Genomic DNA, 26,211 nt, shown 5'->3' on the forward strand with positions numbered 1-26,211 from the left:
ATCCGTTTCAGTTACGATACAGCGTCTGCTAATTCTGCACCAGCTTTAAATTTTACAACTTTTTTAGCTGGAATTGTAATTTCTTTACCCGTCTGCGGGTTTCTTCCTGTTCTGGCACCACGTTCAGAAACTGAGAATGAGCCAAATCCAATAAGTGCAACTCTATCACCACCTTTTAAGGCATCAGTAGTTGCAGAAACAAATGCGTCAAGAGCTTTTTTAGCGTCTGCTTTAGTTAGGCCCGCTTTTTCGGCCATTGCATCAATTAATTGTGCTTTGTTCATACGGCAAAAATTTAAATAATTATTAAATTATTGAAAATAAGTGTATTAAATAATTTTCTAAAACTTATATTCCATGTCTAAAATTGAAAAATAAAACTCTTCGGCATTCTAGACTACCAGTAAAATCAATAGTTTCAGAGAACTTTTTTATAGCTTCACTAAATTCCGAAATAAGTTTTAAAAAACCAAACCAAACGCATCTTTTTTTTTCATCAAAAAAGTTATTTTTCAACTAAAAGGTTTTTGTGTATTCAAAAAAAATTCTACTTTTGTCGCGCCTGGAGAGATGGCAGAGTGGTCGAATGCGGCGGTCTTGAAAACCGTTGTACCGAGAGGTACCGGGGGTTCGAATCCCTCTCTCTCCGCAGAAAATCCACCGGTTTTAACTGGTGGATTTTTTATTTGTTTTATTGTTAATAACTTTTTGTGTGTGAAACCGGAAAATAGGCGCTTCTACTGCACAAAAAAGTTTAGGTAATACAAATTGAATTATTATATTTGCACTCGCAAAAAGAAACACGGGTGTAGCTCAGTTGGCAGAGCACTGGTCTCCAAAACCAGGTGTCGGGAGTTCGAGTCTCTCCTCCCGTGCAAAAAGCTGTAGAAATACAGCTTTTTCTTTTTTAACACCATTTCATTTTTCTATTTTCACTAAAATTTTATTCCTAATGGAGGTTAATGCTTTTATTCCCTGTTTTATAGACCAGCTTTATCCCAAAACAGCTGCAAATTTTATCGACATTTTAAAAAAGGCTGGTTGTGAAGTAAATTACAATCCTGAACAAACCTGTTGCGGGCAACCGGCATTTAACAGCGGCTATTGGAAAGAAGCCAAAACTATGGCTGTAAAATTTCTAACCGATTTTTCCGAGGCTAAAACAATTGTTTCTCCTTCGGCCTCGTGTACCGGTTTTATAAGAAACTATTATGAACGCCTGCTAACAGGAGAAGCTCAATTAAACAAATTCAAACAACTGGTTCCGCATATTTTCGAGTTTTCTGATTTCCTCGTGAACCATTTGAGATTTACTGATTTTCAGGCAGAATTTAACCACAAAGTTACATTTCATGACTCATGTGCCGGATTGCGTGAGTACGGAATTAAAAAGGAACCACGAAAACTATTGGAAAATATAAAAGGGCTGCAGTTAATTGAAATGGAAGATACAACAACATGTTGCGGTTTTGGTGGAACTTTTGCCGCTAAATTTCATGACATATCAGCTGCAATGACCGAACAAAAAGTTGAAAACGCGTTAAAAACAGGCGCAGAGTATATTATTTCAACCGAAGCCTCTTGTCTGCTAAATATCGAAGCTTATATAAAAAAACAAAAACTGCCTATCAGAGCAATACACCTCGCCGATGTTTTGGCTTCTTCTTAATAAAACGAATACTTTAGAAAACCTGCATTTTATGCAACTTCCCGTAGTGTCCGTTTAGGTTTAATAGTTCGTCGTGTGTCCCTTTTTCAACAATTTTGCCTTTATGAACAACACAAATCAGATCAGCATTTTTTATGGTTGAAAGACGGTGAGCAATAACCAGCGAGGTTCTGTTCTTCATCAATTTCCCAAGCGCATCCTGAACCAGTCGTTCCGATTCCGTATCAAGCGCTGAAGTTGCCTCATCCAAAATCAGTATGGGCGGATTATTCAGAACCGCACGCGCAATAGAAATCCGTTGTTTTTGCCCCCCAGACAATTTATCTCCCCTGTCACCAATCGGCGTGTCATACCCCTGCTCATACTCCATAATAAAATCATGAGCATTGGCAATTTTCGCTGCGTGAACAACATCTTCCGTTTTTGGATTTTCCATTCCAAAAGCAATGTTATTAAAAAAAGTATCGTTAAACAGAATTGGTTCCTGATTTACATTCCCTATTAAATTTCTCAGGCTTCTTATTTTCAGATCACGTAAATCAATTCCATCAATTTCAATTGCGCCTTCTGAAATATCCCAAAAGCGCGGCAGCAAGTCAACCAAAGTAGTTTTTCCCCCACCCGATTTCCCCACAAAAGCTATGGTCTTTCCCTTTTCAATTTTAAGCGAGACATTCTTTAAAACAGGCGTAGCGCCATACGAAAAAGAAACATCTTTATAGTTAACACTTTCTTTGAATTCAGTTATCTCTTTTGCATCTCTTTTCTCAACAATATTGGTCTCTGTCAGCAAAATACGGTCGATTCTCTCCATTGACGCCAGACCTTTTTCAACACTGTAGAGCGCGGTTGAGAATGCCTTCCCTGGATTGATTATATTATAGAAAAAAACCAGGTAACCAATAAATCCTGCGGCATCAAGTGAGCTGTTTCCGTTCAGAACAAGTCTCCCTCCGTACCATAGTACAACAATAATCAGCGTTGTGCCCAGAAACTCACTTACAGGATGTGCTAAAAACCGTCTCCACATCAGCTGGTTCATAATCTGGAAGTAATTCTGGTTTTCCTTTTCAAACCTGCCTGTGGCTTTCTTCTCAGCATTAAACGATTTTATCACTCTCAAGCCGGATAGATCTTCTTCAATAATCGATAAAATCTCGCCCATTTTATCTTGTCCTTTACGCGACTTCTTTTTCAAACTTTTACCAATGGCGCCAATAATATAACCAACTACAGGAAAAACAATAAATACAAACAAAGTAAGACTCCAGCTCATATAAATCATCACTGCAACCGACACAATAATCAAAATTGGATTTTTAATCATCATGTCAAGCGAATTCATAATTGAATTTTCTACTTCGTTTACATCATTTGTCATTCGCGCCATTATATCCCCTTTCCTTTCTTCCGAAAAAAATCCGAGTGGGAGATAAATAATTTTTTTGTAAATCATTGAACGAATATCGCGTACAACGCCATTTCGGATGGCCACAATCATAAAGTTTGCCAGATAGTAAAATCCGGTCTTCAGAAACACATTCAGTATAATAAAAACCCCGATAAAAATCAGTGCTCTCTCCTGGCCATGCTGCTGTATTATTTCACTAATATAATAATTCACATATTCAGCAACCGAGCTGATACTTAAACTAAAGTCGGGTTTCACGGTAACCAATTCCTTTATGCCAAATAAAATTTGCAACGTAGGAATAAGTAACAAAAAAGAAAAAGCTCCAAAAATGGCACTCAAAAAGTTGTATACAATATTTAAAACCAGCTTCCATTTATATGGCGGAACAAAACGACGGAGCAGTCTGAAAAAGTCTTTCATTAAATAGCTTTAATAAGTTGAACTTTAAAAAATACCGGTATAATTTTGCGGAGTAATTTTTTTTAGTTCAGTTTTTATTTTTTCATCAACGTCAAGCGAATCAACAAAATTGTGAATTGCCTCTTTGTTGATTATATCATTTTTGCGCGTAAGATCCTTTAATACTTCATAGGGATTTGGAAAAAACTCACGGCGCAAAATGGTTTGAATGGCTTCAGCAACCACCGCCCAGTTATCTTCCAGGTCTTTTTGGATGGCTGTTTCATTCAGTAACAATTTATTTAAACCTTTTAAAGTAGATTTTATTGCAATAATCGTATGACCAAAAGGAACACCAATAAAGCGGGTAACCGTTGAGTCGGTCAAATCGCGCTGTAAACGTGAAACGGGAAGTTTTGACGCCAATTGCTCAAATCCGGCATTGGCAATTCCTATATTTCCTTCTGAATTTTCAAAATCGATTGGGTTTACTTTGTGTGGCATGGTTGACGAACCTACTTCTCCCTTTTTAATTTTTTGTTTGAAATAGTTCATCGAAACATAGGTCCAAATATCACGATCCAAATCAAGAATAATATTATTTATTCTTTTCAGCGCGTCAAATATGGCACTGTGATTATCGTAATGCGAAATTTGGGTAGTAAACTGAGAACGATTTAAGCCCAGTTTTTCCCTGCAAAAATTATTTGCAAACTCTTCCCAGTTCACATCGGGATAGGCCACAAAATGAGCATTAAAATTTCCTGTGGCACCACCAAACTTGGCATCAATTGAAATGGATTTCAGATGCACCAGCTGCACCATTATCCGCTCGATAAAAACTCTGATTTCTTTTCCCAATTTTGTTGGAGAAGCTGGTTGACCGTGAGTTTTGGCCAACATCGGAACACTTTTCCATTCAATAGCAAGAGTGAGCAGTTTCTCTATCAATTCCTGCAACAGGGGATAGTATTCATTTTCCAAAGCATCCTGAATCGATTTGGGAATAGCGGTATTGTTCGCATCCTGCGAAGTAAGTGCAAAATGTATAAATTCCTTATATTTTCCTAAACCAAGCTTATCAAACTCTTCTTTAATAAAATACTCAACAGCTTTAACATCATGGTTGGTAACACTTTCAATGTCTTTGATGCGCTGCGCATCTTCCACCGAGAAATCTTTATGAAGCTCACGCAATTTATTCAACTTTTCCTGCGGGATATCTGCAAGCTGTGGAAGCGGAATTTCACAAAGTGAGACAAAATATTCAACCTCAGTAAAAAGCCTGTACTTTATCAGGGCATATTCACTAAAATATTTCCAAAGATTTTCTACCTTGCTGTTGTATCTTCCGTCAACCGGAGAAATGGCCGTTAAAGCATTTAATTTCATTCGATTATATAATTATTTTCCTGAAAAACACAATATAGTTTTCTCATTATGAATAACTTAAAAGAAGCTTTTTAATACTGTGTTTCATCAGTTTTATTTAATAACCATGCAAATTTAACAAATTAGATGGATATGATTTTTTGATAAATCGAGATTTAACCAACTTTAATAAACAATCCGCTGAAGATAAAATCAGTAAATACGAATTAATCCAAATAAAATAAACAAATACAATTAATGGTTCAATTACTTTTAGCAATTAAAAATATTTCTGAAATTGCATATTAATAAATATGTTGTCGAGCCAATATTAAAAGCCGGAACGATAATTTTTCGAAATAACAGATGAAACACCTAAAAAATATCATCCTACTTGTTGCCTTCTTTTCTTGCTTTCCTGCTTTGGGACAAAAAGAAAACGAGAAACTGGTTTATGTTTTCAACATCAATCAGGAGATAACAAAAGCCACATGGAGACAAACACAGCAAGCTTTTCAGGCTGCAGACACTCTGGACGCCGATCTTTTTTTAATCCACATGAACACCTACGGAGGAACAGTTTTGGATGCAGATTCAATCCGGACAAAAATACTACAAAGCAAAATTCCTGTTTTTGTTTTTATCGACAACAATGCAGCATCTGCCGGCGCACTGATTTCAATTGCCTGTGACAGTATATACATGAGACCGGGAGGAAGTATTGGTGCAGCAACCGTTGTCAATCAAACCGGTCAGGCCATGCCCGATAAATATCAAAGCTACATGCGTTCGACAATGCGTGCAACTGCGGAAGCACACGGAAAAGACACAATTATTTCCGGCAGCGACACAATTTACCAATGGCGGCGTGATCCTAAAATTGCTGAAGCCATGGTTGATGCCAGAGTATTTATAGAAGGAATAATAGACACTGGCAAAGTATTAACATTTACACCAACCGAAGCAATGGAAAATGGGTATTGTGAGGGAACAGCCGAAACAGTGGAAGATGTTCTGGACCAGGTTGGTATAAAAGAATACAATATTGTCAAATATGAGCCTAGCTGGATTGAGCGAATTATTGGTTGGCTCGTCCACCCTGTCATTTCAGGTATTTTAATAATGGCAATCATCGGAGGAATTTATTTTGAAATGCAATCACCGGGAATCGGATTTCCGCTCGGAGTTGCCATCCTGGCTGCTGTGGCCTATTTTGCTCCTCTGTATCTCGAAGGATTGGCTGCGAACTGGGAAATTGTAGTTTTTATTTTAGGAATAATTTTGGTTGCCGTTGAAATATTTGTAATCCCGGGCTTTGGAGTCGCCGGCATATTTGGAGTTCTATTTATTTTTGTTGGATTAGTACTAAGCCTTATCGACAATGTAAATTTTGAATTTGAACATGTTGAATTGCGCGGCGTGGGAATAGCAGTGACAACAGTTGTGCTTGGAATTTTTGGTGGTTTTGTGCTGGCACTATATCTCGGAAACAGAATATTTTCAGCAAATTCAGGCCCTTTTAAAAATATGGCCTTAAAAACAGTTCAAAACAAAAGCGAAGGATACCTCAGTGTTGAAAACTCGTTTCTCGCCTTAAAAGGAAAAACAGGTACATCGAAAACGGTTTTGCGCCCGGGAGGTAAAGTTCTTGTTGATAATGAAGTTTACGATGCCATCGCAGAAAACGGTTTTATTGACAGAGATGAAAAAATAATTATCACAAAAGTTGAAGCAACTCAATTGTATGTGGAAAAAACAGAAGAGTAATCTTATTACTCAGGCAAGACCACTTCAGATACAAACAAAAAAGCGAGCCTTTCAACCTGCCTAAACGCTGTTTTGTATCTTTTTTATTAACTTATTTTTTATCTCTTACTTTTTACCCTTATTCTTTATCTTTCTTTTTAGTCCTCGCTTGTTGTCGTATATGTAATTTGTACATCGTAAGTTTTTGACATCAGTTCTGCTAATTTTGTATTGTCCAATTCAACTGCAATTTTTTGTTGTGCGTTAGCCCCGATCTGTGTAACAATTGATGTATATTTAAATCATAAATCTTCGTTGGTTGCAGTCCCGAAATCTAAGCTTCACCAGCTTCAAGACTAGTTACCAAGGGAAACAAATTTATTGTTCCGACTTCTCCACCATTGCTTGATTCTACATCAACAAGAGCAATCGTTGAGATGTTAATTTTGCCACTGTGTGTTGCTTCATCGTTATCTGCATCACCTCCGCCATTTCCGCCCTGATTAACCGTTGCCATTGTTAAAACTGACCTTTTCATGATTTTTCAGTTTGTAAATTCTTTGGTAAAACATCAAACTTCGATATACAAAAACAATTGCAACACAAATACCAAAAACAATAAAAAACTAACAACCAGCAGCTTAACAACACAACAACACAATCTAATAAACCCAAAATCAAACAAAATACCTAATTAGGGTTATGGGGTATTTTAAAAATCATATACATAAAAAAGCCGCATGGGGACAAAATAAGAAAATACAACTTCTTTTGTTTGCCGGGCTATTAAGTTACCCTTTATCTTAAATATTGAAATCATTACCAATAATTATATAATCTTTTCATTTAAAAACACATTTAATTTGCATTCACAAAACAAGCACTTTATTCATTTGTTTTTTAAATTGAACATCATGGAACTAATAGAAAAATATTTTGCTGAACTATGGTACCTCCTTTTGGAAATGGCTCCATGGTTAATGCTTGGACTTGTTTTTGCAGGAATACTAAAAGTATATTTTCCTCAAAAACATATTGACAAATATTTAGGCAAATCCAATTTCAAATCGTCACTAAATGCTTCTCTACTTGGAATTCCAATGCCACTTTGCTCATGTGGAGTAATTCCCACCGGAATTTCATTTTTCAAAAACGGAGCATCGAAAGGCGCAACCAACTCCTTTTTAATTTCGACACCACAAACCGGAGTTGATTCAATATTGGCTACCTATTCAATGTTAGGCTGGCCTTTTGCTGTCTTGCGACCGGTTGTCGCATTCTTCACAGGAATTCTGGGGGGTGTTTTTACCAATATTTTTATAAAAGAAAAAACAACACCTAAATCGCCCTTTGGAAATTTTAAAATTGACACCGCTAAATTGGAAAAATCTGGAGCGACATGTGATGACGATTCATGTAATTGCCACGAGCCCAAAACTACCGACAAAAGACACTCGATAATCCGGGCCGCAGATTATGCCTTTTTCGAACTTCTGCAAGATATTGCCAAATGGTTAGTTATTGGTTTTTTAGCAGCAGCACTAATCTCAGTTGCTTTACCCAACGATTTTTTCAGTTCATTCCAGGGAATGGGGCTGGTTGAAATATTAGTTGTTCTTGCAGCTTCTGTACCAATTTACATTTGTGCCACAGGGTCAATCCCAATAGCAGCAGTGCTTCTCATGAAGGGCGTTTCTCCCGGGGCCGCTTTGGTTTTCCTAATGGCAGGGCCTGCAACCAATGTGGCAACTATGACTGTACTCGGGAAAACAATGGGACGAAAATCTTTAGCGGTGTATCTGACAACAATAATAGGAGGAGCTGTTTTATTCGGTTTATTAACAAACTGGTTATTACCCACCGATTTTATTCTAAGTAAAGTAGTACATATACACGACGGGAATCATGAAATGCTACCTTACTGGTTGCAATTAAGTTCAGCTGCAATACTGGTATTTTCAATGATAGGCGGTTATTTTTACTCGAAATTAAGCAAACAAAGGAAAATGAAAAAAGAGGAAGGTATTACCGTAAATGTTTCCGGAATGACTTGTTCTCATTGTGAAGCATCAGTAAAAAATAACCTCGAAAAAATAGAAGGCATAAACACAGTTATTGCCGATAATAATAGCGGAACAGTAAAAATTACCGGAAAAAATATTAATCTCGAGAAAATAAAACAAACGGTTAACGGCTTAGGCTATAAATTTATGGAATAGTACTCCCAAATTAAAAAATAGCTTTTTTCTACAAAACACGACAGATATCTAACGTTTTTCACAAAAAATAAAATGGACATTTGCTCCGAAAAACACTTACCCGCATTTTACCTTTTCAAAAAAATCCAATAAAAAGTCGTAAACACTCTTTCTTTTTTCTCTCAGGATTTATATTTTGCGAGCGATTTAGATTGCAGCTTACTAAATTCAGGAATTAAAAAAGCGATAGAGTTTGGTAAAATCTGGAAATAAATCTGTTTACTATCATTCAGGAACAGGAAATAGTAATAAAAAATTTAAAAGGGAACGCAACAAAATTAGATTTTGGGATGAGGAAATTTTTGTATTTGGCTGGGCTGGTTGTTGTGGTTGTAGGTTTTGTTACATTTAGAATTCAAAAAGTATCAGCCGATAAATTTCATACGCCGGAGGTTGATACGTTTGCTATTGAAGAACCAGAAAAAAAGCCACTAGAAATAGAAAGTGTAATAAGGGAATACGACAGTTTAATCAGTTCCGAAATAATAAATTCCGGCTCAGTAGGTTCTGCTCTCGTAGTTACCTACAAAGATCAAATAGCTTTTCTAAAATGCTACGGAGTAAAAAAAACAGGAGAAAAAGATTCCATCAATAAAAATACTGTTTTCAGATTAGCTTCTGTTTCTAAAACCATCACCGGTGTTTTAGCAGGAATACTCGATGATGAAAACATTGTTCATCTGGATGATCATGTTATAGACTATCTTCCCGGTTTCAAATTAAAAAATCAGGAAAGTACAACAAATCTCACAATACGAAATTTGTTAAGTCATACTTCGGGGCTAATACCACACGCCTACGACAACATGGTGGAAGAAAAAGTTCCCCTAAGTAAAATAATGAGCAACTTGTATTCTGTTGATATTTCGGCATCACCCGGAAAATTATATGGCTATCAGAATGTAATGTTTAGTTTATACGACACGATTGCAGCGATCAAGACATCTAAAAAGTTTGACAATATAATTCACGAAAAGGTATTCGACCCATTTGGAATGAAAAATGCTTCTACCGGATTTCGTTCCTTTAAAAACAATCCAAACAAAGCTTACCCTCATTATGGAAGTGCAGGGCATTACCGTACAATGCGCTTAAACGATCGGTATTATTCCACTGCACCTGCGGCAGGAATAAACGCGAGTATTTCTGATATGGGACAGTTCCTTCTTCATTTAACAAATGAAAACAGCGCAGAAATAAACGACAACATCATCCAAACTGTTTTTACACCACAAGTTCAATCACCTTTAAAAAGAGCTTATTTACGACGCTGGGACAAAGTAGACTCAAAACAATATGCCATCGGGTGGAGAATAATTGGTTACAAAGGAAGAAAAGTTGCCTATCATGGAGGGTATGTCAATGGTTATAAAACAGAAATTGCATATTGTAAAGAAGAAAACATTGGAATAGCCTACCTTACAAATTCGCCGAACCCAATCGCTTCGGAAACCGTACCTACCTTTTTAAATATACTATTTGAATTTAGTGACCATAAACACATTCTAACCGAATATACGGAAGATGAACCGGCAGATGACAACAGCTAACAGAAAATCAATTTTATTTTTGAAAGTCATTCCAATACGATAAATTTGTGGAAATAATTCAATTCCACAACCATGAACCTAAAAAACCTGATTTCTACTTGTATTTTTATATCAATACTGTTTTCATTTGGAACAGCTCAAAATGTTTCCCATCCCAATGTACTGCTTATTATCACAGATGATCAGGGCTACGGAGATTTAGGGATCAACGGAAATCCGCATATCCAAACTCCGGTCATAGACCAATTTGCCAGGGAAAGTATCCGTTTCAACAAATTTTATGTTTCGCCTGTTTGTGCCCCTACCCGATCGAGTTTAATGACTGGTAGATTTTCTCTCCGAACAGGTGTTCGCGACACATACAACGGCGGAGCAACAATGGCACCTGAAGAGATAACCATTGCTGAAATGTTGAAAGATATCGGATATTCAACCGGCATATTTGGGAAATGGCATTTGGGAGATAATTATCCAAGCCGCCCCAACGATCAGGGCTTTGACGAGTCGGTTATCCATCTTTCAGGCGGAATGGGGCAGGTTGGCGATTTCACTACCTGGTTTCAGGGCGACAGCAGCTACTTCAATCCGGTTTTGTGGCACAATGGAATACAGGAAAAATACGATGGCTATTGTACCGATATTTTTGCACAACAGGCAATTAAGTTTATCGAAAACAATAAAGAAAAACCTTTTTTTTGTTATCTCGCTTTTAATGCGCCACACACGCCTCTGCAGGTTCCTGATGAATACTATCAAAAATATAAAAATATCGATCCGGCATCAGGTTTTGAAAACGACGAGCGTCCGTTTGTTAAAATGACGGAACAAAACAAAGAAGACGCGCGGAAAGTATACGCGATGGTTGAAAACATTGATGACAACCTGGCAAAAATTTTTAAAAAGCTTGATGAACTGCAAATTGAAAAAAATACGATAGCCATTTTTATGACAGACAACGGGCCGCAGCAAATTCGCTATATAGCAGGTATGCGCGGGCGAAAAGGAAGTGTGTACCGCGGAGGAGTGAGGGTTCCGTTTTATTTTAGATACCCGGCTGCATTTGAAGGCGATAAAGACATTGAAACAACCACCGCACACATCGATATTTTACCCACGCTGGCTGAAATATGCGGAGCTGAAATTCCAAAAGACAGAATTATTGATGGGAAAAGCCTGCTGCCTCTGATAAACAACCGACGCGTCGACTGGGCAAGCCGTCCGCTTTTCTTTTACTGGACACGCCGGTATCCCGAACTTTACAATAACATTTCCATTCAGGAGGGAAATATGAAGCTTGTGGGGCACACCGACTATAATGCCGACATTCAGGACTTTGAGTTGTTTGATATTGAGAAAGACCCTTACGAACAAACCAATCTTGTTACAAAAGAAGCTGATGTTGCAAAAAATTTAAAAACCAAACTGGATAAAATTTACCAGGAACTGATTCACTCCGGAAATATACTTCACCCGCCAGTCCCGGTTATCGGAACAAAAAACGAAAATCCGGTAATTTTAAACAGAAACGACGCAGACGGAGAACGTGGAATCTGGTCGCAGGAAGAAATATATGGGAAGTGGCATGTGAAAATTCTGGAAGGAAATTACAATATCCGTTTTAAGTTTATAAAAACGGTAAAAGGCGGAGGAAAAATGACATTGGAAACAGGCCCCGTAATCCATCAAAAAATCAACATTACAGATACCGATCTTATTGAAATGCACAATGTGCACTTTACTGAAACAGAGGGTGAACTGGTTCCTTTTTATTCGGTAGCAGGCAAAAATATTCTTCCGTTTTGGGTGGAAATAGAACGTATAAATTAATACGTATTTGGGATACAACATTTTAGTCAGGGATAAAATGAAAATTGATGTTCCGATAAAAACGAAACCCTTTTCATTTGCTTCCAAATGTATTCTATTGTCTCTTTTATTGACCAATTGTTCGTCTGAAAAAAACAAGTGGCTCTCACAAGACTTATCAAATGGTTATGGCATATTAAAAGTTGGAAATTCTGAAACTACCGGCCGTTTTGGAGGTGGTGGATGGGGACGTCTCAACGGTGCCGACTTTGATAAAGATGGCGACATTGATATATTGGCCAATTTTGGCCGGGGTGGAAATGCTGTCGGCACATTTGCAGGCTTGTATTTTTATGAAAATATTGGCTCTCCAGGCAATGCACTTTTAAGTGAAGGAATCAAATTGGGAGACAAAGAGGGACACTCGTTTATTGGTGATATAAACAATGACGGTTTGCTTGATATATTTTGCGAAGGCGAGCTTTTTACTAATATTTCAAACCAGGGTAACATCACGTTTGACAAACCGATACCTGCTGAGAATCCCGGATGGAAGGCTTGTGGTGAAATTGACTGGGATGGTGACGGACTTGCCGACCGATTTATAACATCGAGATGGCACCTCGAAATGGTTACCGGGAAAGATGCTGATACTTTACGGTTACCAGTGGGTGGAAAAGAATTACTCGAAGACATTTTTATCCGTCCTTTTGTTTGCGACTGGGACGGTGATAATGATCCCGATTTACTTATCGGACAGGAAAGCGGGCATATTACTTTTATTGAAAATGAATCAGGAACATTACAGCAGGAAAGACATATTTTACAAAAAAATCCGAATGTAAAGAGTGGTTGTGCAAGTGTTCCTGCTCTTTGCGATTGGGATAATGACGGCGACATTGATATTATTGTTGGAACGGCTGCCGGATTTCTGGAATTGTATGAAAACCATGAAAAAAAATTCAAACCGGTAAAAAGACTTAAAGCAGACGGTCAAATAATTCGAATACAAGCAGGAGAGTTTGGTTCTGTTCAGGGTCCGGGTGAAGCGCGCTGGGGCTATTTATGCCCGGAAGCTTGCGACTGGGATATGGATGGTGACATTGACATTGTTGCCGGTACAGTTTCCGGAGAAAATCTTCTTTTTGAAAATACCGGCACCAAAAATAAACCGATTTTGGCCTCCCCAAAAAAAATAACCATTGACTGGAATAACGCACAGCCAGTTTACCCGGAAGGAATGCGTTACATCCCTGCCCCGGATGTTTTAATAACACAATGGCGTTGTAAGCCGGTTGCATTTGACTGGAATAAAGACGGTCTGCCAGATTATCTTACTATTGACGAAAAAGGTGTGTTGGCTTGTTATCCGAGATTTTGGAAAACAGATGGAACCCTTGGTTTAAAACCGGCGACATATCCTTTTACCGATGAAAATGGTTTCCCTTTGAGGTTTTGTACAAATGAAGTTCCGGGACGAAATGGCAGAATAAAATTTTCACTTGCTGATTGGGACAACGATGGTGATCTGGATATTATTCGAAATGGTGGATTTGAAGATGGAAAACAAAACCTCGATAACGGATGTAATTTTGTCTATTTGGAATGTTTGAAATCAGAAAATAACGTATCTGTATTCAAATGGAGTGGAGAACTTATAAAAAGTGACAGCATCCGGCTGCAGGGGCATACCGATTCTCCAATTACTTTTGATGTTGATGGAAACGGCAGTCTCGATATCATTTCCGGTTGCGAAGATGGAAACATTTATTTTTTTCTGAGAGAATGGATCGATTCAAAAAATAATTACTCTAAGTTTTAACCTTTGCTTCAGAAGACGATTGCCATTATTTTGACTACTCAGTAATATTTCCAGCTTACTTTCACGTACCAACCCCAACATAAAAAACTTATAACAAACCAATTAACTTGTATCATCTTTTTTCAGGCAAGATATTTTCGAATATCATTTTTTTATATTTTTGAAGCAGATATTGAAATAAAATGAGACAAAGTTTACAGCTTCAAAAATTAATAAGTTTCCGGTTTGAAAAGACCAAACGGGGCATTCTTCTTTTGGAGTTTTTGCTCATTTTCCTCTATATTTTTTCTGAATTATAAAATTCCAATCCTTGTCACCCCCCGTTAATTAATTAGTATTTATCATTTATTTTATTTTTTGATGGAAGCATTTGATGCGTATCTGAACGGATTGGTAAATAAAAACAAGGATACATTTTCAGCATACCCTGATTTAAAATGGGCAGGCTATTACAACACAGCAGAAGCAAGCGAAAGGAGAGAAGAACTAATTAAAAAACTGGAAGAAAACTGGCTTTTTAAAGAGACGAAACCCTACCATAAACAAATCTCAAAAGGATGTATGATTTGTGGTTTGGGAAGCTGGAGCTGTTTGTTCATAACCGGCAAATGTAATGCCAGTTGTTTTTACTGTCCGGCATCGCAACTTGCCGATGAAACGCCAAGTACCCAGGGATTAAATTTTGAATCGCCGGAGAGTTATGCTGAATACATCAATTTTTTCAAATTTAAAGGCGTAAGTTTTAGTGGCGGAGAACCCTTGCTGTTTTTCGACCGCACACTTCAGTATTTAAAACAGGTACGCAAAAAGTGCGACCCGAATATTTACACGTGGATGTATACCAATGGAATCTTAGCCGATGAACAGAAATTCAGAAAGCTTGCTTCGGCCGGGTTAAACGAAGTGCGGTTCGACATTGGTGCCACCGGCTTTAAACTTGATAAAATTAAGCTTGCCAAAGGGATTATCCCAAACATAACAGTAGAAATCCCGGCCGTTCCTGAAGAAAAAGAAAGGCTAAAACAACTCCTGCCAGAGATGATAAAAGCCGGTGTTACCAACCTGAACCTACATCAACTGAGGCTGACAAAACACAACGCGCCGAAACTTTCAAAAAGAAATTACACTTACATTCACGCCGAACACCCCATTGTTTTGGAATCGGAACTGACGGCACTGGAAATTCTAAACCATGCCAAAGAAAAAAAACTTGACATCGGCATCAATTACTGCTCATTCTATTTCAAAAACCGTTTTCAAAAAGCAGGATTCAGAAAACAAATTACGAACGTACTCGCTGATTCAGACGAGGTGATTACAGAAAAAGGCTTTATCCGAAATTTTGAAGATAACTCAATTGACTATAAAGCAATGGTTATTTCAGAAAATAAACCCGATGGAAACAACCGGGAACTAAAATTGAAACATAAAACTTATTTTATCCGAATGGAAAATTCGTTTCGGCCAACGACACTCACAAAAAATCAAAAAACAGAAGTAGAAAAATTAATTAAAAATGAACCTCAGAATGCTCCTGAAAGCCAGCTTCTTTTTCAGGTATGGCAAATGGAACATATTGAAAAAGGTCTTCGGGAATACTAAACTCTATCTACTCAAAAATCTTAAAGATAGTTTTTCAATAGCACCTCTATCACTAAAAACCAATCGTTTTATCGAATTATGAATAACTTTTGCTTTTTTCACTTCATTTGTTTTATCCGTAGCTTTATTTAGAAAAGGAAATTCGACTTCGGGTACCGGTTTATTTAAAAGATTACAAAGTTCTTTCCAGTTTTGGCCTTTCTCCCAACAAACAACAATTAGATTTTCAGGCGCATTTTGTGCAAAAAAATCGACTACAGCCTGGTTATGTCTTTCGTAAAATGAAATATGCTCACGTTTACGATAATGGGGCATATAATAACCATAAATACGTTTTCTTATTTTTTTGGGCCCCGTGCGTTCAGCATGCTTGCATAAACTGTTGTACCAGATTTCCGGACTTTCTCTTACTGTCAGTACAAATTTTGCGTCCGGATATTTTTTATACATTTTTTTGTAAACCAATGGCCAGGGCCAGTCTTCAAAATTATTATTGATTTCTGCTGTTTCATAAATAGATGAATAATCATTTTTTGTGAGCGCTTTTACTAATCGTCCATTGCATGACACATGATTTTCAAAACCTAAAATTTCCAGTGATTGTCCTAATGTAGTTGTTCCCGTCTTGTTTAATCCTATTCCAAAAACTTTCATTATCTGAATTCTTTCTTTTGAAATAGAATACAAGAAAACAACGGTTCACCCTACAAATTGGCTATCCGGTGCTTCATCATATATCATACATCTCAACCACACAAGATTATAAAAACAGGCAAGATACAGAAACACAATATACTAAAAATCAACACATTGACACTAAATCAACAGTTAACTACCAAACTTATACTTATGTAAATAATCTATCCTAAAACCAAGGTCTTCCCGGAACTAGTTCACCTCCGTTATTTCATAAACGTGGCTGCTTAAATCTTCCCGCCCCCCGCGCACGTTGTATCCAATCTTCATTAAATAATCGCCGGAATAAACACTATCTCCGGCATTAGGCCCCATAAAAGGCCCGCGTCTTCTTCCTTCTTGAACATTAATTTCTTTTACTTCGTATTTTTTATCCGGATCCAGCCCCTGAAATTTTACCGGGTTGGTAATATTTTCGCGGTAGGTATAGATGTCGAAACAGAAGAAAACGGCTTTTTCCTTTGATTCGTGTACATACATCAACGCGGCACGACTTTCCTCATAAGGAGAAATCAGGCGATACATGTCGCCAAACCAGATTACGTCTTTTAAACGGTCATAATCTTTCAAAGCTTGCTGGCTAAATGCGAGTTCCTCGTCAGTAAACTCTTCCACACGGATGTCGTACCCCATTTTATCCATCATTGCCACATCGGTACGAAATTTTAACGACTGGTTACCCATTGAAGTAATGTGGTTACAAATGGTATTTGCCGGAAAAAAGTAAGAATATGCCCATTGAATAAAAATCCGGTCGTAGGCATCGGTGTTGTCGCTGGGCCAGAATTCGGTAAAATATTTCATTGCTCCGTAATCGGTGCGGCCTCCCCCACCCGAGCAAAGCATAATTGGAAGTTCAGGATACTTTTCCCGAAGATCTTCCATTACGTTATAAAATCCTTTTACATAGTCGATGTAAATGTGCGACTGATTCTCGCCCAGATATTGCGAATATTCATTGGTCATTTCGCGGTTACAATCCCATTTTATAAATCCTATTTCAGGATGTTTGGTCAACATTTGGTCAACCACATCATACACAAACTTTTGCACTTCAGGATTTGCCATATCCAGAACCAACTGGTTACGAGAATAATGTTCCGGGCGATTGGGCAATTTCAAAATCCAGTCGGGATGATTTTCATACAATTCACTTTTAGGATTTACCATTTCCGGTTCAATCCAAATTCCGAATTTTATTCCTTTAGCTTCGGCCTGTTCAACCAAATAACCAATTCCGTGCGGCAATTTTTCTTTATTTTCCTGCCAGTCGCCCAAGCCCGCGCGGTCATTATTTCGCGGGTATTTGTTCGCAAACCAGCCATCGTCGAGCAAAAATAAATCAACACCCAATTTTTTGGCTCCGTCAAACAGTTCCACCAAACGGTCTTCATTAAAATCAAAATAGGTTGCTTCCCAGTTATTTAGCAACGTAAGCCGTTCACCTTCACCATCCAGCACCTGGTATTTTTGCGCCCATTTGTGCAAATTCCGACTGGCTTGTCCTTTTCCTTCAAATGAATAAGTAAAAATAAAATCAGGTGTTTTAAAAATTTCGTTAGGTTTTAAATGGTATTCCGAAGCATACGGATTCATTCCCGAAATAACACGAAGTGTATTGGTTGGTGTAATTTCAAAATTAAATTGGAAGTTTCCTGTCCATGCGAGAGTAGCAGCAACCACTTCTCCCTTCGTTTCCGTGGAAGGTTCATTCATGGATAAAAAAAACATGGGCGCCTGAAATTTATTGGCACGCGTTCCCAGTTTACTATCAATAACTTTTATTCCGCTGGTAAGTTGGCTTTCCTGCATTAGCATTTCTTTTGCCCAGTCGCCATGAAATTGCGTAAGCCAGTAATCGCGCTTATCAAACTGCAACATCGATGAGGCAAAATGAGTAAGCATAACCGGCTTTTTCTCGTTGTGCTGAATCTCAGTCCAGGCTTCAATAACGTCTTCATTTTTAAAAGCTTTGAAAAATAATTTTACCTCTACCGGGTAAACATCATCTTTTAAAGTAATTTGAGTAACTGAAACATTTTCATCGACTCTAGAAACTTCTACGCCTTCAAATTTTAGTGACAGCGACGGATTTCCATCGTTGTGCAATAACCGGATTGCCGGCTCATATAAATTGTCCATTCCGGCAGGCATGTATGCTTCGTTCTGGCTAAAAAGATTAGAATATTCATCAGCATCATTTAGCTTTTCACCAAAATAAACCTGCATCAGTTTATTCTGGCGGTCGGTTTTATACACCAGGGCTGTATTATTTGTTTCAATAAAAATCGGTGATTCCTGAGCAAGCAGATTACCACAAAAGAGGCTCAGAATAAACAGATAAATTAATCGTTTCATATTTGGTTTTTATTAGTTTAAGTTAAAAAAAAGTTTATTTCAATTTATACACTTCAGTTCCGGCTAAAAGAAAACAGCCAAGGCCATAATCCTCAAAATCGGGTTGTTTGTCGTAGGTGACGGGCTGACCGTCTTTTGGTTCTTTGCCTGTACTCTGCACATATCCCAAAAAACCATTTTTATGCAAACTTTCTTTTACCATTGCCTTCCAGCCTTTTAACAGTACCGGCAAATACTTTTCACGTGAAAGCAATCCCGTATTTACACCGTAAGCCATACCGTAAACAAACAAAGCTGTTCCACTTAATTCTTTCCCTCCAAAATTTGTCGGGTCGTGTAAACTTACATTCCAAAAACCATCCTGTCTCTGAACAGAAACCAATGCCTCCATCATTTTCCTGAAGTCGTTAACATACTGTTCCCTGTGTGCCTCATCTTCCGGGATGATTTGCAGAACCCGAACCAGTGCAGCAACAACCCAACCGTTTCCGCGACTCCAGTAACAATCCTCTCCGTTGGGTTCTTTGTAAGGCGTATCAAAATCAGCGTCGCGCCACCACAATCCATCCTTTTCGTTAAACAGGCCATTTTCGCCATGTTCGTTTCGGGTGAACATGTACATTTTGTACATTTTTTCAAAGTATATCGAATCGTTAAACAACGCTCCCAGCTTTGCAAAAACCGGCATTCCCATTTGTATGGCATCAATCCACGACCAATCATCAAGCTGCGGAGTATTTACCAACATATCCGTGCAAACCTTGATGTTTTTTATACGTTTAGGTTCCGGTAAAATATTGTATAAATCGATATATGTTTGCCCGCAACACTGGTCGTCGGCGTTTCGTGTTGTATTTCCGTTACGCATTCCCCAATGATGAAATTCAGCCCAAGACACGGCATAATCGTAATATTCCAATTTGGGATAAATTTGGTGCAATGCCATTAATCCTTCGTAATAAACACCGCGTGTCCAGATATTACTGGGGCGTTCCCGGTTGGTAACAATCGTTTTTCCGGTATCCGGCCATTTTTTCATAAAATATTCATTGGCCAAAACCATTTGCTCCAAAACCTCTTTCCTGTCAGGAATTTCCTGTGCAAAAACTTCCGTAAAAAACAAAATCAGGAAGCTTAACGAGAGTATAATTCTAATCGTTTTCATTTTGATTTAGCAATTGTTAGTTTAAACAAAACACTAAATTGCAAATTTTCAGTTAAAACACAATTCGCTCAAAATTTAAATGAAAATGTTCATCGAAATTTAATTGGTTTAAGTAACAACGGTTGGACAGTTTCTTTTCTAAATCGTTTAAAGACAGAATAAAAATAATCCAAAAATACAATCAAAAAAAAGAGGATACTATATAAACATTTAAACACCGAAACATAAAAAGTATCGTTCTGTTCGTACATCTATTTTACCATTCAGCCACATAAAAAAACCAGCCGTATTTTATTTTTTCATGGTGAAATAATTCTGAAAGATATTTGAATCAGAAAACAATATAAAACCATGAAAACAATTCTTTTTATACTACTTCAGTTCCTGGCATTTCACCTTTCAGCGCAGATTGAAATATCGGGAACTATTTTTTCAGAAAACAACGAGCCGGTTACCGGAGCGAATATTTTTATTCAGGGTTCCTATAACGGAACGACTTCTGACAGCCTTGGATATTTCAGTTTTGGAACTGATTTAACCGGAGACCAAACACTGATTGCGAGCTTTATAGGTTATAAAACCCAGGCCGTTCAACTTCACATTTCAAAAAACATTCAAAACCTCAAAATCATTTTGCAGGACGATGTCAGCGAGTTAAACGAAGTTGTGATTAATGCCGGAACGTTTGAAGCCAGCGACAAAAAGAAATCAGTTTTATTAAAACCGCTGGACATTGCATTAACAGCCGGAGCCAACGGCGATGTTTTTGGAGCTTTCGGCACCTTACCCGGAACCCAAAAAGTTGGAGAAGAAGGCCGGTTGTTTGTACGTGGCGGCGACGCATACGAAACCAAAACTTTTATGGATGGCATGCTGGTTAACTCGCCCTATTATTCTCAAATGCCCGACCTTCCCACACAAGGACGTTTTTCTCCTTTACTTTTTAATGGTTCGGTTTTTAGTACCGGTGGATATTCAGCCGAATTCGGACAGGCGCTCTCGTCAATTGTCGCATTAAACACCACAGCACTGGAGCCGGAGACGAAATCGAATATTTCTGTTTTAACGGTTGGATTGCAGGGGTCGCACGCCCACCGGTGGGATAACACATCGTTGGCTATTACCGGTGAGTTGCTGCATACAGGACTGTCCAACCGCCTGTTTCCACAAAATATCGACTGGATAAAAGAACCAATAATTTCGGGCTCAACGCTTCTGTTTCGGCATAAAACCAGCGAAACGGGAATGATAAAATCCTTTGGAAGCTTTAACTACAACACAAGCACCTTGTTGTATGATAATTTCGAGGAATCAAAATTTCAGAATTTGGCTCTGACCAATAATAATGTTTACCTGAATACAACTTACAACGAAATGTTAGGCGAAAAGTGGATGGTAAATACAGGAGTATCAGTTAATACGGACAATGATAAGATTGTATTGGAAAATGAACCGATAAATACGTTAAAAAAGAGCGGACAGGTGAAAACAGTTTTTACCAACTTCACCACGGAAAAGATTACAACAAAATTTGGCGCCGACTGGGTTGGCTACGATTATCTTCAAAAGGTAAATATCGGTGGAAACTATAAATTTGGTTTTACCAATCAGCAATTGTCTTCGTTTGTTGAATCGGAAATAAAAATCAACCATATCCTGGCAGTTCGCGCTGGATTGAGAGCGGAATACAGCTCATTAATTCAACAGTCAAACTGGATGCCTCGTTTATCGGCGGCCATAAAAACCGGGAAAAACAGCCAGCTTTCCACCGCTTTTGGAAAATTCTGCCAGAATCCGGAAGAGGACTATTTAAAATTTAACGACAATCTTCAACCTGAAAAGTCGACACATTCTATTTTAACCTGGCAATACAAAAAGGGCACAAAATCCTTTCGTTTTGAGGCCTATTATAAAAAATACTCTGATTTGATCAAATACGATGAGGAGAACTCTGCAGCCCCGGAAAATTACAACAACAGCGGCTCAGGCTATTCGCACGGTATCGATGTTTTCTGGCGCAACCGGAAGGAGTTTGGGAAAAGCGATTATTGGATCTCTTATTCATGGATTGACACAAAACGCAATTACCTTGATTTCCCGGTCGAGGCCACTCCTTATTTTGTTTCGGCTCATAATCTTTCTCTGGTTTACAAACGTTTTTTTACCGGAATTCAGTCGTTTGCCTCTGTTACTTATTCTTTTGCGAGCGGACGCCCGTATTACAACCCAAATAATCCCAAATTTATGTCGGACCGAACCAGGTGCTACAACGACATCAGCATTGGATTAACCCATCTTATGTATTTATTTAATACACAAACCGTGTTGCATCTGATTGTAAATAACATGTTTGGGTTTAATAACATTTTTGGGTATACCTACAGCAACACACCCGACGAAACCGGAATTTACCCCCGACAAGCTGTTACGCCAGCAACTAAACGTATGGCTGTATTTCTGATTTCTTTTCAATTTTAACCATAAAAAATTTCATCATGAAAACTTTAATAACCATTTTTCTCTCTTTTCTTTTTCTCATTTCCAATGCCCAGGAAAACCAATATGAACAAGCCATGAATAAAGCTTTAAAAAACCTCAACCGGGCAAAAACGGGTGATGATTTTCTGAATGCGGCGAACACTTTTGAAAGAATTAGTTTAAATGAAAAAAATGAGTGGCTTCCGGTGTATTATGCAGCCTTCTCGTATATTGTAATTACCTACGCTTTGCCCGACAATTCACAGAAAGATACATATCTGGAAAAAGCACAGAACTTTTTAGATAAAGCATTTAAAATCGAACCTGATGAATCGGAATTATATGCCTTGCAAGCTTTTTTGTATCCGGCCGGAATTACAGTCGACCCGATTGCCAGAGGTGCAGAATACATGGGAAAAATGAACAAGGCGCTGGAAAAAGCCATCAAACTGAATCCAAATAACCCGCGCAGTTATTATTTACGCGCCATTACAACATTAAATATGCCTCAACAATTTGGAGGAGGCGCCACAGCAGCCAAACCCATTTTTGAACAGGCTAAAGAAAAATTTGACAAATTTCAACCTGCAACAGCTATTTCGCCCAACTGGGGAAAAGCACAAAATGAGGAAGAGCTGAAAAAGTTATTGGCAAATGAGTAAAAGTGTGAAGGTGTGATTGAAGAAATCTGCTATCCGCCAATCGATTTTAAATTATCAGCCAGGCTTCAGACTTATTGTCCGTCAAGTGGTTTAGAACCGTTTGGCGGGTTTCAGGATTCAGACTTCCTCAATCCCAAACAAATCGTAATCTTCGGCACCGGTAATTTTTACCTGTACAAATTGTCCTTTTTCTAAGGCTTTTTCCGATGTAATAAAAACTTCGCCATCCACTTCCGGCGAATCGAATTCGGTGCGGCCAATAAAAAAGTCGCCTTCTTTCCGGTCGAGGATAACTTTAAAAGTCTTACCGACTTTTTGCTGATTCAGTTCAGCTGAAACCTGTTGTTGCAATTCCATAATTTCATCGGCGCGGGCTTGCTTTAGTTCTTCCGGCAAATTATCCTCAAACTTTTTGGCTGCATAAGTCCCCTCTTCATTTGAGTACGGGAAAACACCGAGCTTTTCAAATTTGGTTTCCTGAATAAACGTTTTTAATTCCTCAAAATCAGCTTCGGTTTCACCCGGAAAACCAACAAGCATAGTAGTTCTAAGAATTACACCCGGCACTTCTTCCTTTATTCTTTTTATCAGATTCTCTGTTTCTTCGCGGGTAACATGACGCAACATATTCTTCAAAACCGGATTGGCAATATGTTGCAGCGGCATATCAAGATACTTGCATACCTTCGGATTTTCACGCATCACCGGTAAAATTTCGTACGGAAATTTTGTGGGATACAAATAATGCAGACGAATCCACTCAATCCCTTCCACTTCCGAAATTTGATTTATCAATTCAGCCAGGCGGTTTTTTCCGTAAATATCAATACCATAATACGATAAATCCTGGGCGATAAGCAAAATTTCCCTTACTCCTCTTTTTGCCAGATAGCGGGCTTCTTTTACCAAATTATCAATCGATTTTGATTTGTGACGGCCTGTCATTTGCGGAATGGCACAAAACGAACACGAGCGGTTACAACCTTCCGAAATTTTGAGATAGGCAAAATGTGAAGGAGTGGTAATTTTACGTTCATAAATATATTCCGGCTGGTAAGTTACCTTTAGCTCGTCGACCATAGCTTTTAAATCGAACTTACCAAAATAACGATCTACCTCCGGGATTTCCGTTTCCAAATCTTTTTGATACCGTTCCGAAAGGCAACCCATCACATACAATTTCTGAATATCTCCACGTTTTTTGGCTTCCACATAATCCAGAATCATATCAACGGATTCCTGTTTGGCATCGTGAATAAAACCACAGGTATTTACAAATACTGCATCAAAATCCAAATCGTTGGAGTCATGCATCACTTCAAACTTTCCTTTTTCCAATTGATTTAGCAAAACCTCAGAATCTACAAGGTTTTTCGAACATCCCATCGTAACCACATTTACCCGCTTCTTTGTCATTTTTTCAAAATTTTGTGCAAAGTAAAGATAATTTTGTCTGAAATAGAAACGATTTCGAAAAAGCTTCAGTCTAAAAAATAGAATAGTTTACATTTTACCCAACAGATAATAATTATTGAAATTCATTCTATTTTTATTGTTTTTCAATAAATAATTATTGATATTTGCATAACACATAAATTAAATAAAATCTAAAAATGAAGCCAAAAATTAAAACAGAAACAGTTCTTACAATCTTAAAAATACTTGCATGGATTGCATTCTTCGGCTTTGCCATACAAACCACAATGTATATAATCTCATATATCATAAGTTTTATCAACCCCAAAGGCACGTGGTTTGCGTTTGACAATCTAAATCTGTATGGATTGAAAGAACAAAACTTTCTAAAGTATACTTTAACGGTAGTGTTGCTGGTTGTTCTTACTGCACTCAAAGCAAATATCTGGTATCAGGCGACCCGAATCATTCAGAATATAAAAATACAAAGTCCTTTTACCATGGAAATAACACGCCGCCTGGAAAAAATCAGCTATTTTTTATTATATATTTGGATTTTGGGATATATCGGAAGTACATTTTCATTTTGGCTAACAAACCAAAATGAAATTGCTAAAAGTTTGCACGAAGGGCTAAGTTCCAAAGAATTTCTTTTTATGGCCGGTCTCCTATTTATTGTTTCCCAAATTTTTAAACGTGGTGTCGAGCTGCAATCTGAAAATGATTTAACCGTATAATTATGGCAATTGTTGTGAATCTTGATGTTATGATGGCCAAACGCAAAATGTCATTGAACGAACTTTCTGAAAAAGTGAATATCACTCTTGCCAATCTTTCCATATTAAAAACAGGAAAAGCAAAAGCCATCCGTTTTAGCACACTTGAAGCCATTTGCGGAGCACTCGATTGTCAGCCGGGAGATATACTGGAATATATCGATGAGTGACTTTTTTCTACCTGTGAAGATTTAGTTTAAAGGAAAAAACCGGAGAATTAAAAAAAAGAAAAAGAGTAGAATTATGGACGCTTTTTGAAGATATGATTGATAATTTACAAACCCCTTTATAGAAAACCAATCTAATATAGTATTCTACTCTTTCTTTGTGTAGGCCATTCCTAACAAAAAGCATTCCACAAAAACAAACAAATGAAAAACAAACAGTTAAAAAATAAAGACCCAAACATCACTGTGCTCACATGGGACATCTCGTCCCATAAAGAGACACTAATTCTACTTATCCCAATCTACTTCTTCAACATCTGTCCAGGTTGAAGATCGATGTCTGGCATCCGGATCATTAATAGCATAATGATTTAATTCGTGTAAGATAATCGTTCGTAAGTCTCTGGTTGAATGAATTGCATTTGTACAATCACTCGACGGAATCGAACCATCCCCGTTAAAACAAATCGTGATAACGATCCCTCCCTGCCTTTGCAGTTCCCGAATAAACTGATTTACAGTTATTCTTTTCTTGTTTTGGAGCAATGGCAAATTGGGTTGCGAATAGGCACATGGATTCGGATCTTCATCACCACACTCTTTACAAATGACAGTAATAGATACAGAAAGAGAACATATCTTCTTTAAAATCTTTTTTTGAGCTCCCGTTAAGGTATTGCCGTCTGTCATTTGTTTTAATCCTGTAGTTGTAACCTGAGAAACTGCATCTTCAACCAGTACTATTTGCTCCTCTCCACAACCTTGAATTTTAAACTCCGGCTCTTTATTTTTAGAATCATCACAGGAAAAAAACAAAAAAATGGACAACATAAATGCTAACTGCGTCTTCATGATT

20 protein-coding genes and 2 tRNA genes are annotated in these 26,211 nt (G+C 37.8%); 13 read left to right on the plus strand and 9 right to left on the minus strand.

All coding sequences use genetic code 11. The features are described 5' to 3' along the window. Positions 1–11: 11 nt before the first annotated feature. Entirely contained in the window at positions 12–284 is a 273-nt protein-coding gene (locus tag GM418_RS01855; RefSeq protein WP_158862585.1) for an HU family DNA-binding protein, read from the minus strand. 280 nt (positions 285–564) lie between these two features. Between GM418_RS01855 and GM418_RS01860 the strand changes: the two genes are divergently transcribed. The 3 genes from GM418_RS01860 to GM418_RS01870 all read left to right on the plus strand — a co-directional run bounded on the left by GM418_RS01860 (position 565) and on the right by GM418_RS01870 (position 1,669). Further along, a tRNA-Ser gene (locus tag GM418_RS01860) sits at positions 565–649 on the plus strand. 153 nt (positions 650–802) lie between these two features. Next, positions 803–875 (plus strand) — tRNA-Trp (locus tag GM418_RS01865). 77 nt (positions 876–952) lie between these two features. Next, positions 953–1,669 (plus strand): (Fe-S)-binding protein, encoded by a 717-nt coding sequence (locus tag GM418_RS01870; RefSeq protein WP_158862587.1) that lies wholly within the window; start codon positions 953–955, stop codon positions 1,667–1,669. A 13-nt stretch (positions 1,670–1,682) separates the two neighbouring features. Here GM418_RS01870 and GM418_RS01875 read toward each other — a convergent pair whose 3' ends face one another. Together GM418_RS01875 and purB are read right to left on the minus strand one after the other, a co-directional pair. Further along, on the minus strand, positions 1,683–3,503 hold the full coding sequence (locus GM418_RS01875; protein WP_158862589.1) for an ABC transporter ATP-binding protein: 1,821 nt from the start codon (positions 3,501–3,503) through the stop codon (positions 1,683–1,685). Positions 3,504–3,527: 24 nt separating this feature from the next. Next, on the minus strand, positions 3,528–4,874 hold the full coding sequence (gene purB / locus GM418_RS01880) for an adenylosuccinate lyase (protein ID WP_158862591.1): 1,347 nt from the start codon (positions 4,872–4,874) through the stop codon (positions 3,528–3,530). A gap of 345 nt (positions 4,875–5,219) precedes the next feature. Here purB and GM418_RS01885 point away from each other — a divergent pair, with 345 nt between their 5' ends. Further along, a complete protein-coding gene (locus GM418_RS01885) occupies positions 5,220–6,620 on the plus strand; it encodes an NfeD family protein (protein WP_158862593.1) in 1,401 nt (466 codons plus the stop codon). A gap of 313 nt (positions 6,621–6,933) precedes the next feature. Here GM418_RS01885 and GM418_RS01890 read toward each other — a convergent pair whose 3' ends face one another. Next, positions 6,934–7,137, minus strand: a complete 204-nt coding sequence (locus GM418_RS01890) for a hypothetical protein (RefSeq protein WP_158862595.1) — start codon at positions 7,135–7,137, stop codon at positions 6,934–6,936. Between the two features lie 376 nt (positions 7,138–7,513). On the opposite strand from GM418_RS01890, the gene GM418_RS01895 reads away from it, so the two are divergent. The 5 genes from GM418_RS01895 to GM418_RS01915 all read left to right on the plus strand — a co-directional run bounded on the left by GM418_RS01895 (position 7,514) and on the right by GM418_RS01915 (position 15,637). Next, positions 7,514–8,818: an SO_0444 family Cu/Zn efflux transporter gene (locus tag GM418_RS01895; RefSeq protein ID WP_158862597.1), complete on the plus strand. Its 1,305-nt coding sequence runs from the start codon at positions 7,514–7,516 to the stop codon at positions 8,816–8,818. A gap of 329 nt (positions 8,819–9,147) precedes the next feature. Continuing rightward, a complete protein-coding gene (locus GM418_RS01900; RefSeq protein WP_158862599.1) occupies positions 9,148–10,407 on the plus strand; it encodes a serine hydrolase domain-containing protein in 1,260 nt (419 codons plus the stop codon). A 72-nt stretch (positions 10,408–10,479) separates the two neighbouring features. After that, entirely contained in the window at positions 10,480–12,234 is a 1,755-nt protein-coding gene (locus GM418_RS01905) for an arylsulfatase (protein ID WP_158862601.1), read from the plus strand. Positions 12,235–12,241: 7 nt separating this feature from the next. Next, on the plus strand, positions 12,242–14,035 hold the full coding sequence (locus tag GM418_RS01910; protein WP_158862603.1) for an FG-GAP repeat domain-containing protein: 1,794 nt from the start codon (positions 12,242–12,244) through the stop codon (positions 14,033–14,035). Positions 14,036–14,395: 360 nt separating this feature from the next. Then, positions 14,396–15,637 carry a radical SAM protein gene (locus GM418_RS01915; RefSeq protein ID WP_158862605.1) on the plus strand — a complete coding sequence of 414 codons (1,242 nt, stop codon included), beginning with the start codon at positions 14,396–14,398 and terminating at the stop codon, positions 15,635–15,637. Between the two features lie 3 nt (positions 15,638–15,640). Here GM418_RS01915 and GM418_RS01920 read toward each other — a convergent pair whose 3' ends face one another. From GM418_RS01920 to GM418_RS01930, 3 genes are all read right to left on the minus strand, one after another. Then, entirely contained in the window at positions 15,641–16,291 is a 651-nt protein-coding gene (locus tag GM418_RS01920) for a sulfotransferase family protein (protein ID WP_158862607.1), read from the minus strand. Between the two features lie 234 nt (positions 16,292–16,525). Continuing rightward, a complete protein-coding gene (locus GM418_RS01925) occupies positions 16,526–18,691 on the minus strand; it encodes an alpha-galactosidase (RefSeq protein ID WP_158862609.1) in 2,166 nt (721 codons plus the stop codon). Positions 18,692–18,725: 34 nt separating this feature from the next. Continuing rightward, positions 18,726–19,856, minus strand: a complete 1,131-nt coding sequence (locus tag GM418_RS01930) for a glycoside hydrolase family 88/105 protein (protein ID WP_158862611.1) — start codon at positions 19,854–19,856, stop codon at positions 18,726–18,728. Positions 19,857–20,207: 351 nt separating this feature from the next. On the opposite strand from GM418_RS01930, the gene GM418_RS01935 reads away from it, so the two are divergent. Further along, a complete protein-coding gene (locus GM418_RS01935) occupies positions 20,208–22,334 on the plus strand; it encodes a TonB-dependent receptor (protein ID WP_158862613.1) in 2,127 nt (708 codons plus the stop codon). A 17-nt stretch (positions 22,335–22,351) separates the two neighbouring features. Then, positions 22,352–22,996, plus strand: a complete 645-nt coding sequence (locus tag GM418_RS01940) for a tetratricopeptide repeat protein (protein WP_158862615.1) — start codon at positions 22,352–22,354, stop codon at positions 22,994–22,996. Between the two features lie 117 nt (positions 22,997–23,113). Here the strand turns inward: GM418_RS01940 and rimO are convergent, their stop codons facing one another. Next, a complete protein-coding gene (gene rimO, locus GM418_RS01945) occupies positions 23,114–24,412 on the minus strand; it encodes a 30S ribosomal protein S12 methylthiotransferase RimO (protein ID WP_158862617.1) in 1,299 nt (432 codons plus the stop codon). 197 nt (positions 24,413–24,609) lie between these two features. Here rimO and GM418_RS01950 point away from each other — a divergent pair, with 197 nt between their 5' ends. Together GM418_RS01950 and GM418_RS01955 are read left to right on the plus strand one after the other, a co-directional pair. Then, the gene (locus GM418_RS01950) at positions 24,610–25,149 is read left to right on the plus strand and encodes a DUF2975 domain-containing protein (protein WP_158862619.1); all 540 of its coding nucleotides are present in this window, start codon (positions 24,610–24,612) and stop codon (positions 25,147–25,149) included. A 2-nt stretch (positions 25,150–25,151) separates the two neighbouring features. Then, on the plus strand, positions 25,152–25,358 hold the full coding sequence (locus GM418_RS01955; RefSeq protein WP_158862621.1) for a helix-turn-helix domain-containing protein: 207 nt from the start codon (positions 25,152–25,154) through the stop codon (positions 25,356–25,358). Between the two features lie 285 nt (positions 25,359–25,643). Here the strand turns inward: GM418_RS01955 and GM418_RS01960 are convergent, their stop codons facing one another. Then, positions 25,644–26,207, minus strand: coding sequence for an SAM domain-containing protein (locus GM418_RS01960; protein WP_158862623.1), 564 nt, complete (start codon positions 26,205–26,207; stop codon positions 25,644–25,646). Between the last annotated feature and the right edge of the window lie 4 nt (positions 26,208–26,211).

Origin of the sequence: Maribellus comscasis (assembly GCF_009762775.1) — a bacterium.
In the GTDB taxonomy this organism is placed as follows: domain Bacteria; phylum Bacteroidota; class Bacteroidia; order Bacteroidales; family Prolixibacteraceae; genus Draconibacterium; species Draconibacterium comscasis.